Source organism: Peribacillus sp. Aquil_B1, from assembly GCF_022603275.1.
Lineage (GTDB): Bacteria > Bacillota > Bacilli > Bacillales > DSM-1321 > Peribacillus.
The window spans coordinates 51,292-64,837 of sequence record NZ_JAKXEE010000005.1 but is presented as its reverse complement, the minus strand read 5'-3'; the positions used below and the strand labels follow the sequence as shown (position 1 = coordinate 64,837).

The following is a 13,546-nucleotide window of genomic DNA, read 5'->3' as shown; positions in this document are numbered from 1 at the left end:
GAATGAATATGACTCCATCTGAAAAAGTCGGAATATTCACAACAGGGATATTTTCAGAGTTGGCGACACGCAAGCAGGATGCAATGAAACGTGGGCTGGATGTTATCGATTTGAGTGTAGGAAGTCCAGATTTACCACCGCCTGATTTCGTAGTGGATACGCTTGTGAAGTATGTGCAGGATCCCAGTTCCTATGGGTATACGTTAAAAGGTACGCCTGAATTCCATGAGGCAGTCCGTTATTTTTATCGGATGCGTTATGGAGTGGAGCTGGATGCAGAAAGGGAAGTCCTCCAACTGATGGGGTCACAGGATGGCCTTGCACACTTGGCAACGGCGATGATAAACCCTGGAGATTATGTGCTGGTGCCAGATCCGGGATATCCTATTTACGAAGCGAGTGTAGAGCTTGCTGGTGGAATCATTCATCCGATGCCGCTTACTGCCGAAAATGGATTCCTGCCGCAGCTCAACGAAATTCCGGATGAAATACTGAAAAAGACGAAAATGATGATCATCAGTTATCCTGGAAATCCTGTCACCGCCCTTGCTGATGAGACTTTCTTTTCGGACGTTATATCGTTTGCGAAAAAGAATGAGATCATGGTGGTTCACGATTTTGCTTATTCGGAATTGATTTTTGATGATCATCCGCAAATTAGTTTTATGTCCATTCCTGGTGCCAAGGAAGTGGGGATTGAATTTAACTCACTTTCCAAAACTTTTAATATGGCCGGCTGCCGCATTGGGTATGCAGTGGGCAATCGAGAGGCGCTGAACATCCTGGGAACACTGAAATCACACATCGATTATGGGGTTTTTTATCCTATCCAAAAGGCTGCCGAAATGGCGCTAACTTCCAATCTTTCGCTGCTATCCGAACAGGTTAAGGAATACGAGTCCCGACGTGATGCATTAATATCAGGTCTTGCTGAAGCGGGCTGGCATGTTCCGAAAACCTCAGCTACCATGTTTATTTGGGCCAGAATTCCTGCTGGCTGGAAATCGCGGGATTTTGCCTATGCATTGATTGAAAAAGCAGGGGTAACGGTCGTTCCAGGCGATGCTTTTGGGAAGCAGGGTGAAGGGTATGTCCGAATGGCCTTGGTCCAGCCGGCCGAGAGATTGAAAGAAGCTGCTGAACGGATCAGATTGTTTTTGGAGGGGAAAATCGGAGTGTGTGATTGAAAGAAATGGTTACGGCCGGTGATTTCCGATTTACTTATGGATGCAGAAGCTTGTTTTCTAAAGGAAGGAATCAACTGCTTACTGAGGATTATATAGAGCTTAAGGTAGTTGTTGGTAACTTGTTAAAGTAAGGCACTCTATCGTTTTTTTCAAAACTACTTTGAAGTTTAAGAGAAGGTCCATCCTCGGATGGGCTTTTTTATGTTTATGGGAAACTAGAACGATAGATTATTTATGGAATTTCCGAACGTAAAAAGGACAAGCCGCATAATATATAGCAAGTCTGAACTATTTTCGGACTTAATATGATAGAGAGGGGGAAAAGCAATGATCAACTGGAAAGTGCGTCTTAAGAATCCGACGTTTATATTCACGGTACTCCTTCCTGGGCTTTTATTATTGGCGCAGATGGTTGCCGCGTTCATAAACAATTTCATTACCCCTATAGGCTTTACCATTACTGATGATGCATTGAACGGGGCTTTAGGCATCATTAACTTCATAGCGCTTACATTCTTTGGGGTCGGCGGTGTGGTCGATCATACTACTAAAGGTCTAAGCGATAGTGAGAATGCACGACAATACGATGAGCCTAAGTAATGGACGCTATTCTTTCATCCATTGAAGAGTAGAATATACCAGATAACACCGTAACTTGCTACAAAACGGCGTTATCTGGTTATTTGTATTTTTGCAGAAATGATCATGCACCAATTGAAAATGATTTTGGTCTGAAAACCGAAATGCAGCATACATTTAAAATTGTGGTTCATTTTCAGTTTGGGGAGGAAAAAGGATGAGTTATAGTTTACCAGTTTCAAAATGGCTTGCAGCCATAGTTTTGATTGGGGCATTATTGATGGCATTCATATTCAGTCCGGCTAATGCTTCAGCCTCTATCAATTATGGTGATGAAGTTGCCGCTTTGGCAAAAAAGCAGGTGGGAAACAAATATAAATATGGGGGGACGACACCAAAAGGATTTGATGCTAGCGGTCTAACCCAATATGTATATAAAAATGCCGCGACAGAAATGAAGATTCCAAGAACGAGTGCGGAACAATATAAAACCGGAAAGGCCGTTAAGCAAAAAGATTTAAAGGCGGGAGATTTGGTCTTCTATGCGACAGGTAAGAAAGGGCAGGTCTCTTTTGTAGGGATCTATTATGGAAATGGTACATTTATCGGGACCACCACCAAAGGGGTCAAGGTCGTCAAAATGAGTGATACGTATTGGAAAGAAAAATATATAGGGGCAAAACGAGTCATTAAGTAACATCTGATGTTCATATGAAAATAGTCCAGCAATAAAAAGAGCATCGAAAAACCGATGCTCTTTTTGCTAGTCATTTCCGAGTTCATTCATTCAATGATGATATCCGTTAAAACAACATTCCCATTACGAACCTTTACGACGGCCACTGAAGGATTGGCCAATGCTTCTTTCTCCATTTCCTTTGCCTTTTCTTCGGATGCGAAATAATTGTCCAGACCGTATCTGATCTGAATGGTTTCAGCATTTTGCAGGTCATATGGGATTTCCAATTCCCCTTTTAGGTAAACGCCTTTGCCGGGTTTTTCTTTCGTTACGTAATCGACAACGTATAGTCCATCCTTATTTTGTTTTAAACGTACATAGACCTTTTTAAAATCACCCATATTTCTTGTAGTGAACTCGGTTTTAATCGAGTCATCGATCTGTGATGGCTTAACGGATTCAATTTCGTATTTCAAAGCCACATAGCTTCCTCTAAAAAAGTCAGTCGGGTCGACCGGGGCTGTTTTGATCTTGATTACATCTCCTGTCATTGTTGTCCAGACCGGAGGAATAGCCAAGACTAACAGAATCAAGACTGGAATGGAAAATACGATAAGTGGCCGGAATAATGGGTTATTCATTGAGCTTCCCTCCTTTTTTTCGTTGATTTTCAAAGAAGAAGCCAAAACCGATTAGCATGATTCCGCCGATGATGAATGTAAGTGATTTTGGCAGGAAGTCAAAAGAATAGATGTAATATCTGAAAATCAGTGCACATATTATCACGATGCTGGTCAAACTGCCTTTTAGAATGAGATAAAGCAGAAAAACGAAATAAGCTAAAGGGAACCAGATTGAAAAATCAAAGGTAAGGAAGAGTGCAGTAATACCATGTAAAATATGCCCTTGTATGTGGGTGATGTCGTGTAATTTGGCTTTTACCGGAATATAGGCAAGCACGATTCCCAGCACAAAAAGAATGGAAAGGACAATTGTATTCGAATTTTCAAACTCCAGCTTAGGCACGAATTCCATAAGAAATAAGGCAATTGTATTGATGGCTAAAGCGTTAATGAAAAAGGTCAGATATTTAGGGTAATCGAATTTCTTTAACAAAATGTATAAAGCCGGTAGAAATATAAGAATGGCAAGCGGATAAGCTGTTTCATCAACGAATATACTTCCGTTAATATAAATGAAAAGCAGGAAAGATGTAAAAAGGAGAACGAAGACATCCTTCAAATAATATCCAATGAATACCGTACCGATCGCCCATAATAAAAAGGAACTATTGAAATTGATGCTGATATTAAACATCTGCTCGATTAGAAAAATCCCTGCACCAAAGATCAGAATACCTGCATAATGCAGACTTCGTGACGTTTTTGGCAAGCGTACCTGCACCTTCACGCCAGCAAAGTTCACTCCGATGAGGCATGCAATGATAAGCAGGAATTTAACCGCTTTACTTAAATAGATCCAGTTACTGGCTACGAAGGTCAATACGCCTAAACCTAAAAGAAGTGCCCCAATGGATAATAGAATAGTGATGAAGCTCAAATTACCTTTTACGTCATAGGAATCCAACATCCTCACTTTCTCTTGCTGGGAGATGACTCCTTCCTTTTCAAGGTAATTAAATTCATGTTCAAGAAACTCGAATTGCCTTTTCGTTATTTCTTTGTTGGCCAAAGTAAACTCCTCCTTCCACATTTTACTATTATACATCGTATTCTCATGCAGCTTTGAATATAATGTTAATTTTCTTCTACCCTTATTGGAATGCTTGTAAGACCAAAAAATATATTTATAGTACCTTGCAATGAACAGTACCGTGTGGTAAATTATTTACATAAGATGTATTATTCGTTGTTCAGTACTGTTTATTGAACTATACTAAAAGACTATTGGAAGGAGTGATGGTGTTATGAATGTGCAATTTAAGAAAGGTGTCCTGGAACTATGTGTCCTGGTCTTATTGGATAAGCAGGATCGCTATGGGTATGAACTTGTACAGAAGATTTCGGATCAAATTGAAATTTCTGAAGGTTCGGTATATCCGCTTTTACGACGATTGACGAAGGAAGAGTATTTTACGACATATTTGCAGGAATCAACAGAAGGGCCTCCACGCAAATATTATACATTAACCGAAAAAGGCCGGAGGTACCTTCAAGAGCTGTTGACGGAATGGAATGAATTTTCCAATGGGGTCAATCAATTAATCAAGGAAGGTGTGAACCAATGAATAAAGAACAATTTTTAAAACAATTGAATGCTTCTTTAACCAGACTTTCCTTAGAGGAACGGGAAGATATCCTTCAAGATTACGAAGAGTACTTCGAAATCGGAATGGAAGAAGGAAAGTCAGAGCAGGAAATCTCCAAATCGCTTGGGAATCCTAAACAGATTTCCAAGGAACTGATGGCATCCTATCATCTTGGTCAGGTCGAACAAACGACTTCTGCAAGTAATGTAATGCGGGCAGTTTGGGCAGTCATTGGTTTGGGATTCTTTAATTTAGTGATCGTTTTGGGACCATTTATAGCATTGATCGGAGTTGTCATTGCAGGATGGGCTTCGGCGATAGCGTTCATTCTAGCTCCGTTTGGCGTTCTTTTTAACCTTGCGATAGGTAACTTTCAATTATTCGATCTATTCTTCGCATTGGGACTATGCGGGATTGGCATTTTCATTGCCATGGGAATGTTTGTCGCTACGAGTGCTTTAACTAAAGGATTCATTCGCTATTTAAAATTTAACGCTTCTCTTGTGAAAGGCGGTTTGAAAAATGATTAATGTAAAAAAATTATCGATCATAGCACTTGTATTGTTATTGATCGGAGTAATAGGAAGTCTGTTTACGTTTTCCCAAGTGACGAATAAGGAAACGACTACTGAGAAAAAAACGATTTCGGAAATCGTAACGGACATTCGGATCGACACGGACAATGCAGCTGTAGAGATCGTTCCAACCAAGGATAAGGAGACAAGGATAGAGTTGGTTTCAAAAGGGATGGATGTTTCCAAGTTGGATTTCACCGCAGATGTGGAAGGGAAGAAGCTTTCGGTACAATTAAAAGATCGACGTACCTTTAGCTTTGGCTTTCATATTCAATCCTTACATTTAAAGGTGTATGTGCCTGATGAATCTTATAAATCCTTTGTCGTCGAATCCGATAATGGGAAATTGCAACTATCAGGATTGAAAAGTGATGATCTAAATGTGAAATCTCAAAATGGCCGGGTAGAATTAAATGATATAATGACCGAAAAAGTTGAAGTGAAATCCGCTAATGGAAAAGTAGAGCTTAATAATGTGGAGGGAAAACTGGTTGGGTCATCGAATAACGGTAAAATCACATTGGTCACGAAAGACTTGGATAGGGAGATTGATTTCGAAAGTAATAATGGTAAAATCATGATCAAAACGGAGAATGAACCAACAAATACAACTTTCGATGTTCATGTTGACAATGGGAGAGTGGATATCCTTGGTAAGTATGAGGGAGATACTGTCATTGGCAAAGGTGAAAACCTAGTGAAATTGGAAACGAATAATGGGAAAATCGAGATAACGAAATAGTCGTGAAGCATGAAAAAGCCGATTCAATTGGAGTCGGCTTTTTTCAATTATGCGCCATAGCTAGAAGCTGTACTCTTTACTTAAGGAGATAAGGAAAAACATTTAAAGTTTTTCCTTTTAGATATTTTGGAATTATAATATATCAAGGATAATTAAGTTAAAAGTAACGTGTGTAAGTCCGCCATCAAATCTAAGGAAAAGATTTTAATGAAAATGACTTCAAAGTATGGGGGCTGTGGAATGAAATTCAATAAATTGTCATTTGATATATTTAAACGTACGATCTTCACTCGCAAGAAAAGGGAAAAGGACTATCAGAAGAAAGGATTCGAAGTGCAAAAAAGGGTTTTTAATATAGTGGAAAGTTCTAAGGATATTATTTACTGCTACGAAATAAACCCAAGTTCCAAGTTCAGGTATCTAAGTCCATCCATCAATACTCTTTTAGGTCATGGCGTCTTGGAAGAAGCATACAATGACCCTTCCTCCCCTTTCGAAAGGATTCATCCTGATGACTTTGAAATCCTGAATGAAAAAATATACGTTGGGATTGATTATACTAAGCCGGTCATTCAACGCTGGAGAAATATCGAGGGGGATTTCTTGTGGTTCGAGGAATATGCTACACCTATATATGAAAAAGAGCAATTGGTAGCCGTTCAAGGAATCATTCGCAATATCGATGAAAGAGTGAGATTCATACAGGATATTGAGTATCAAATGTCCCATGACCCATTAACGAATATCCATAATCGACAGTTTTTTGATAATATATTTGCCAAATCCAATCTGGATTTTGATACTCCGGTTGCTATGATTATATGTGATTTAGATGAGCTGAAATATATGAATGATACGTATGGCCATAATAAAGGGGATGAATTGATTAAAGAAGCGGCAAATCTATTGAAACGGATTTTCTCGGACATCGCTGTTTTAGCGAGAGTGGGAGGAGATGAGTTTGCCATTCTGCTGATTGATTGAAGCAAGCGAGAAGTAGAATCTCTTTGTGAATTATTAAAGGAAGAACTCCTTTTGCAAAACTCCCTAAAAAAAGGCCCTCACATCAGCATGTCATTTGGGCATGCATACCGTTCGCATTCCAAAGGGAATATGGATAGTTTATTCATGGAAGCGGATCAAAAAATGTTTCAAGATAAACGGCGAAGAAAAGAACAGAAACTCGTTCGGGCGGGTAGATGAAAGACCAGTGTCATACTGGGCTTTTATTTATATATATATATTTAGGTACACGAAATAAATTGCTCGCTTATTTTAACCAATTTTAGTAAACTGGCAATGACTATTTTAATTAGAAGGTGAAGGGATATGAGGGAAACCTTAGTGGATGAACGGGTAAGAGGGACTGATAAGATCTGGACACGTGATTTCATCATGATCTGTTTGGCAAATATGTGCATCTTCATGGGGTTTCAAATGACGATGCCGACCCTCCCGCTGTTTGTGGAACAGCTTGGCGGTGACGATCGACTGGTGGGGGCTGTCCTTGGAATCTTCACTTTTTCGGCCTTGCTCGTTCGGCCAATTGCAGGCAGATTATTGGAGACGAAGGGAAGGCGCATGGTTTTTCTTGCCGGTTTAGTCATTTTTGCATTGTCAGTGGGATCCTTCGGTTTTATGGGGAGCATCGGCTTATTATTCATGATGCGGATTGTACAGGGTGTCGGCTGGGGATTTTCTTCAACGGCTTCAGGAACGATCGCTTCCGATATAATCCCTGCGAAACGGCGTGGTGAGGGGATGGGGTATTATGGATTATCGGGTAACTTAGCATTGGCATTCGGGCCATCATTAGGTCTTTTTCTGGTTACGGTCCTTCCGTTTCAAGAGTTGTTTTTGATCTGTTCATTATTAGGATTGTTTGCCATCGTTACAGCATCACTTATTCGGTATCAAAAAGTGGATAGTGATCCTTCCGCGGCTGTCAGAGCAAAAAGGTTTGATATATATGAAAAGAGTGCCCTTCAGCCATCATTGCTCATTTTCTTCATTTCCGTTACATTCGGTGGAATTGCAACCTTCCTTCCCCTGTATACAGCGGAAAAAGGGGTAGATGGAATTCAGTGGTACTTTTTAGTATATGCAATGGCCCTCATGGTCACGAGATTATTCGCGGGTCGATTATATGACAGAAGGGGACATCGAGCCATATTCGTGCCTTCAACAGTACTCATCATGGCTGGGATGCTCCTGCTTGCATGGATGCCGAGTGAAGCGGTCCTTTACATTGCGGCAGTGCTTTATGGATTTGGATTCGGTTCTGTCCAGCCGGCGCTGCAGGCATGGTCGATTGAAAAGACGGCACCTAATCGGAAGGCGATGGCGAATGCCACATACTTTTCATTTTTCGATCTTGGGGTGGGCATAGGTGCCATCGTGTTCGGGCAGATAGGCTTCCTCTTCGGCTATAGGACCATCTATATTACGGCAGCCGCCTCGATTTTCATTTCCATGATCGTTTATTTATGCATTATCAGGACCGAGGATAAAGTAAAATCAATATAGGGACGTTGAATGGCTTCAATGGAGGTCATTCTTTTTTTTGTGTCAGTAGGAACATTCCTGGTGCATTATCCTAAATATTTTAAAAATGGAAAAACTTTGTTATTATCGAAAAGAGAATATACATAAGATGATAGAAGGTCTATTTGAAGGAAGGGGAAGCTTGGAATGAATGATTCTTCAAACGAAGAAATGACATTAGATAGAAGGAAGCGTATTTTCCAAGAAGAGCTGGATGTTTTATGGGAAAGGCGGCTCATCCCTAAATCAGAATATATCCGGATTAGCAGGGCATACAATCGGCATTTCCAATTAGCCCTCCATAAACAAAAGCGTTTAGAGCAAGAAAAAAAGAAATCCACCCATGGAACTGAAACGATAATCGGTGAAAGTGCCGATAAGAGGGTTGATAGCCTGATTGAAGAGTCTTCATTTGAATTACGGGAATCCGGTGGATTGAACGAATCGATAATGAAAGATGAGAAGGCCGGGTATGCTCCTATTGAATCCGGTTTCGAGGAAAGCCTTGAACCTGTCAAGGAAATTACTGATAGGAAACCGGTTATTCAACAGCAGGCCATCAAACGGGAGAAACCGGTAAAACCGGAAAAGCTGAAGAAAACACCTGAGCAAATCAGGGAACGGAATATTTCTGTCATCCTGCTCACTGGGGTCATATTGCTTCTGTTTGGCGGGTTGATTTTAGCAACCACTTCATGGGGGGATCTGAATGCGGGCCTGAAAGTTCTCTTCATTGGAATGATATCCGTCATTTTTGCAGGGATGGCCTTCATCGCTTCGAAGCTGAAAATTAAACAAACCTCTTTTGCATTCCTGACGCTAGCCGGTTTATTCGTTCCGATTACGATTTTATCAGCTTCATATTATCGGATTTTTGGGGAGTACCTTTCACTTAATGGTGGTGGGCGGGGGCTTCTGGGGTTTCTTGGGGGATTACTCTGTTTAGCCATTTATTGTAAGATTGCTGACTACTTCAAGTCGAAAATATTCATTTTCATTTCAATATTCACGTTTGGCATTACCTGCTATTTCGGATTGGCTTTTGTGACGCCGACTATCGAATGGATGTTTTTGGCGATTGGCGTTCTTAATTTAATGCTATTATGGAATATTGAGCAATTGAAAAATCAAAAAGCATTAACGTTATTTAAACCATTCATTTTTCAATTTATCCAGTTTAAGATTATCGTGGAGGCCTTTGTAATCCTGACGTTATTTTCAAGCAACTTTGTGTATTCGTTAACGTTGATGGTCTTTTCTGTTTTGTTTTTAATTTTTTCGGTCAAATTCCAAAAAAAATATTATGAAATGGCTTTTAGCGCCGTTTTCACGTATGGATATATCCATCTTGTTTATAACTCATTTTTAAGTGAGTACATGATCATTGCATTTGCACTTGTACCACTCATTTTTACTATGCTATCGAAATATCTAGCTAAATTCAAAAGAACTAAGCTTTCCAAGAACTTCATGTTCACCAGTTTGATTGGGAGCGGAATCGTTTTCTTATATAGTAACGCGATGGTGTACCAGGAGAACTATGCGCAAATATTCGTCGCGCTCATGTTAGTATCCGCGCAGCTTGCCTATGTTTCCCTTCAATCAAGAAATTCAAGCCTCACGTACCCGGCTGTTGTTATATTCGACTTAGCGTTACTATATCTTTTCTTTGCATTGCCAGTCTCTTTTTCTACCATCTTAAATCAGATTTTTGTTATTCAGGTCATTCAATATCTTGGAGTATATTTATATAATCGTCACCCAAGGTATAGCCTGTTTAAGAAAAGTACCTTACTTATCTCCCCATTGATCATGTTAGTGATACTGACCATTAAATTCAGCGAAATGGATTGGATTGCAGTTAGTGCGGCGCTCGCCATGGTCTCTGGGCTTTTCTTCATCACATATATAAAAGACGAATCAAAGCATATGAAGGAAAATGCCTTATACGGATTTCCAATCACTTTCGTACTGGCTTTGGTTGCTTTGTATCCATATTTGATGGAGAGTTTAGAATGGGTTCAGTCATATATCCCGCTCAGCGTCTATTTAATGGGTGTTTCACTGATTTCCATCGGTGCTGCTTACACATTTAAAAAAGGATACCATAAATTCTTTCCGGTTTTTGCATATAGCGGACAGATTCTTTCCTTCCTTTCCTTGATATCGATTCCATTCGATTCACTGAATCCTATGGAGGCAAGCGGAGTGATTGCCGTCGCTACTGCAATAAACGGCTGGTCCGTCCACATCCATCGGAAGCACATATTCTGGGTGCCTGTCGTGATTACAAGTGCCAACTTATATGCTTCACTCTACGATGTTTTTGATTTTGGTTCAATGGTGTTGAAAATTGCGTTCGTGTTGCTCGGCCCCATTATCTTTTTCCTATTAGGAGAATGGCTTGGTAAATATTCGAAAAATGGGAAACGGTATTTCTTTTACGCAAGTCAACTTGCCAATTTACTGGCGATTCCTGTTGGATATTTGGTCATTATGTATACGGAAAGTTCACCGTTACTATATGTTGCACAACTGTTGATTTATATTTTAAGTGCTTTAAGGGCGCATGTGAAATGGGAAAAATGTGTTTTTACGTACCTAGGGTTTTCGGTCCTTTTCCTACAGGTCCATTTATTTGTGGTAAACATGGAGCAAATGGTATTCATTACATCAATATGCATGATGATTACAACAGGACTCATAACCATTCTGTGGGCGTTATCCAATAAGAATTGGAAAGGCATCATGGAGTATTACCTAATTCCATTCATTCATTTAGGGATAAGCCTATCCATTTTGGAAACGGCAATCCGGGACTTTCCACTTAACCGGGAGCTGGTCTGGGTAGGGGTGATGACTGTACAGCTCTTGTTTGCCTGGTATCTGCTCATGCAAAGGAATTGGCGGAACTATGTTGTGGTTCCTCTTGGCCTGGCGTACATCTTCTATAATATGTATGTAAATACATTACCACTGGTTATGGCGATTATCGTATTGCTTGTATGTATGGCTGTGATGGTCATGGCTAGCAGACGACTTTTCAAAGGATTGCTCAACCAAGAGGGATCGAAGAGAGTCATTGATTATTATCGGATTTTTGGCTTGTTATATCTGTGTACTCTGAATCTGGAAGTGTTTATGAGCGATACAGATTCTGCAATTTTGGGAATTTTTGTTTCCCTGCTGTTGCCGGGCTATTTCATCCTAATGGAAAGATTCACGATCTATAAGAAAGAAAAAAGCATTTACTCAGGGCTAGCAGCCATTATCGGCCTTTTCCCGTTCATCAATATCTTGGACTATGCCCATACACTCCCAATCGTAACGAGTTTGGCAGTTCTTTTTGGCTGTATGGCAGGAATGTTGTTGTTAAGCAGGCTGTATTCCAGCGGATTACTCAAGAAAAATGAATCAGGTATCACCAGCTTTGATCCTTTCAGGATTTATGGTTTATTCTTTTTGATCGATATGAATGCAGAGGTTTTTAATGATACTAAGCATCAGTTACTCCAAGTCTTTGTATCGCTGCTGTTAACCGCTTATTTCATTTTCCTGAGAAGCTTGACAGCGGAAAAGCTAGAAAGGAAAATCTATTCCAATATTGCTGCATTGGTCAGTCTGTATCCCTTCGTAATCATCGTCGGGTATGCCGACAGCTTATCGGTTGTAATGGGATTGTTGTTCCTTTTCGTCTGTATGTCAGGATTGCTGCTTTTAAGCCGGCGTTATTTCGATGGTTTAATCAAAAAGGAAGAAACAGGAATTACCATCGATGCATACAGGATATATAGCCTGCTGTTTTTACTGGCCATGAATAGGGGATTTCCAATAACTGAAACATTGACCCAGTTACTCGAAGTTTTTGTATCGCTCTTGATCACGGTTTACTTCATCTTGATTGGAAGTTTCACAAAGGATGTAAAAGAAAAGGGCATCTACGTTTGGCTGACGGGAGTTCTCAGTTTGTATCCGTATTGGACCATCATCATGTACGCGGACACTTTACAGCCTTTCGTTGGAACAGCAGTCCTTTTTGGATGTACTGCCATAATGGTACTGCTAAGCAGGAAATACTTTAAAGGTTTGCTTGATAAAGGCGGGGCAGGACTTCAAATGGATTTTTACAGAGTCTATGGTCTGCTGTTTCTTCTTGCCATGAACATGGAAGTTTTGACGGGGGGACCGGCACATTTCATTTTGGAAATCTTTGCGGCACTTCTGATTCCGGCCTATTTCATTTTGATGAGAAGCACGACGACAAACATGTTGGAAAGGAAATCTCAGTTGGCAGCAGCGATTTTGTTCAGCCTATATCCGTATTGGGTCATTGTCGATCAGCTCACGATCCCTCCTATACTTGAGGAGGAGGTGAATATTCTGCCGCTGTTCATTGTCAGCACCACTCTGCTGAGGAAAATCTTTGTTAAAGGCAAAATCACACAATATATCGAAAGTGGTATTGTTTTCCTCTTATTTTCAGCCTTGATCATTGATGCAATGGCGGGAAACACCTTATATGATGCCCTCATTATCGGCACGGTGTCATTGGCTGCAATGCTCTTTGGATTCATCATGAAATACAAATCCTATTTCATCGCTGGAACTGGGACCATTTTATTCAATGTCTATATGAATACCAATTCGATGTGGGGCGAGATGCCATGGTGGCTGTATTTAATCATCGGCGGAGGGCTGCTTATCGGAATTGCATCTTTCTTTGAATGGAAAAAGCAAAAAGACAACAGGACATCGAAGGAGGTGCTTGAGAAAAATAAACAAAGGATCAAGAATTGGTTCAAGCGGTGGAATTAATGAAGAAGGAAATGGAATGCATCAGACGACTTAAGAAATTTCCGATGAAGGCGATGCTTACCTTTAATTTGAAGAAGAGAGCCAATTTCTTAACCTTGGATCAAAATTTCAAAGGGGCTTGGAATTTATAAATTCCGAACCCCTTTTGTCTGCAAA

General features: G+C 40.3%; 11 protein-coding genes. 9 read left to right on the top strand and 2 right to left on the bottom strand.

Annotated features, from left to right (window positions below):
- Window positions 1-2: 2 nt before the first annotated feature.
- From MPH60_RS24145 to MPH60_RS24135, 3 genes are all read left to right on the top strand, one after another.
- A complete protein-coding gene (locus MPH60_RS24145; RefSeq protein WP_241593466.1) occupies window positions 3-1,187 on the top strand; it encodes an LL-diaminopimelate aminotransferase in 1,185 nt (394 codons plus the stop codon).
- A 327-nt stretch (window positions 1,188-1,514) separates the two neighbouring features.
- Window positions 1,515-1,787, top strand: a complete 273-nt coding sequence (locus MPH60_RS24140; protein ID WP_137019549.1) for a phage holin — start codon at window positions 1,515-1,517, stop codon at window positions 1,785-1,787.
- A gap of 196 nt (window positions 1,788-1,983) precedes the next feature.
- Entirely contained in the window at window positions 1,984-2,463 is a 480-nt protein-coding gene (locus MPH60_RS24135) for a C40 family peptidase (RefSeq protein WP_241593468.1), read from the top strand.
- 86 nt (window positions 2,464-2,549) lie between these two features.
- On the opposite strand, the gene MPH60_RS24130 is transcribed toward MPH60_RS24135, so the two are convergent.
- Window positions 2,550-3,086, bottom strand: coding sequence for a GDYXXLXY domain-containing protein (locus MPH60_RS24130; protein WP_241593472.1), 537 nt, complete (start codon window positions 3,084-3,086; stop codon window positions 2,550-2,552).
- A complete protein-coding gene (locus MPH60_RS24125; protein WP_241593475.1) occupies window positions 3,079-4,137 on the bottom strand; it encodes a DUF2157 domain-containing protein in 1,059 nt (352 codons plus the stop codon). The genes MPH60_RS24130 and MPH60_RS24125 overlap by 8 nt, the downstream gene beginning before the upstream one ends.
- Window positions 4,138-4,372: 235 nt before the next feature.
- On the opposite strand from MPH60_RS24125, the gene MPH60_RS24120 reads away from it, so the two are divergent.
- From MPH60_RS24120 to MPH60_RS24095, 6 genes are all read left to right on the top strand, one after another.
- Entirely contained in the window at window positions 4,373-4,693 is a 321-nt protein-coding gene (locus MPH60_RS24120; RefSeq protein ID WP_095392907.1) for a PadR family transcriptional regulator, read from the top strand.
- A complete protein-coding gene (locus tag MPH60_RS24115) occupies window positions 4,690-5,244 on the top strand; it encodes a DUF1700 domain-containing protein (protein ID WP_241593478.1) in 555 nt (184 codons plus the stop codon). The genes MPH60_RS24120 and MPH60_RS24115 overlap by 4 nt, the downstream gene beginning before the upstream one ends.
- Window positions 5,237-6,031: a DUF4097 family beta strand repeat-containing protein gene (locus MPH60_RS24110; protein ID WP_241593479.1), complete on the top strand. Its 795-nt coding sequence runs from the start codon at window positions 5,237-5,239 to the stop codon at window positions 6,029-6,031. The genes MPH60_RS24115 and MPH60_RS24110 overlap by 8 nt, the downstream gene beginning before the upstream one ends.
- A gap of 240 nt (window positions 6,032-6,271) precedes the next feature.
- A complete protein-coding gene (locus MPH60_RS24105; protein WP_241593480.1) occupies window positions 6,272-7,015 on the top strand; it encodes a sensor domain-containing diguanylate cyclase in 744 nt (247 codons plus the stop codon).
- A gap of 345 nt (window positions 7,016-7,360) precedes the next feature.
- Complete coding sequence (locus MPH60_RS24100; RefSeq protein WP_241593481.1) at window positions 7,361-8,557, top strand: MFS transporter; 1,197 nt, start codon at window positions 7,361-7,363, stop codon at window positions 8,555-8,557.
- Between the two features lie 165 nt (window positions 8,558-8,722).
- Window positions 8,723-13,390: a hypothetical protein gene (locus MPH60_RS24095; RefSeq protein ID WP_241593482.1), complete on the top strand. Its 4,668-nt coding sequence runs from the start codon at window positions 8,723-8,725 to the stop codon at window positions 13,388-13,390.
- Window positions 13,391-13,546: the final 156 nt, after the last annotated feature.

Bases quoted from the DNA above. Each gene is read 5' to 3' on its own strand.
- MPH60_RS24105 (WP_241593480.1), top strand. From the start codon at position 6,272: ATGAAATTCAATAAATTGTCATTTGATATATTTAAACGTACGATCTTC.
- MPH60_RS24145 (WP_241593466.1), top strand. From the start codon at position 3: ATGAATATGACTCCATCTGAAAAAGTCGGAATATTCACAACAGGGATA.
- MPH60_RS24100 (WP_241593481.1), top strand. From the start codon at position 7,361: ATGAGGGAAACCTTAGTGGATGAACGGGTAAGAGGGACTGATAAGATC.
- MPH60_RS24130 (WP_241593472.1), bottom strand. From the start codon at position 3,086: ATGAATAACCCATTATTCCGGCCACTTATCGTATTTTCCATTCCAGTC.
- MPH60_RS24115 (WP_241593478.1), top strand. From the start codon at position 4,690: ATGAATAAAGAACAATTTTTAAAACAATTGAATGCTTCTTTAACCAGA.
- MPH60_RS24095 (WP_241593482.1), top strand. From the start codon at position 8,723: ATGAATGATTCTTCAAACGAAGAAATGACATTAGATAGAAGGAAGCGT.
- MPH60_RS24120 (WP_095392907.1), top strand. From the start codon at position 4,373: ATGAATGTGCAATTTAAGAAAGGTGTCCTGGAACTATGTGTCCTGGTC.
- MPH60_RS24140 (WP_137019549.1), top strand. From the start codon at position 1,515: ATGATCAACTGGAAAGTGCGTCTTAAGAATCCGACGTTTATATTCACG.
- MPH60_RS24135 (WP_241593468.1), top strand. From the start codon at position 1,984: ATGAGTTATAGTTTACCAGTTTCAAAATGGCTTGCAGCCATAGTTTTG.
- MPH60_RS24110 (WP_241593479.1), top strand. From the start codon at position 5,237: ATGATTAATGTAAAAAAATTATCGATCATAGCACTTGTATTGTTATTG.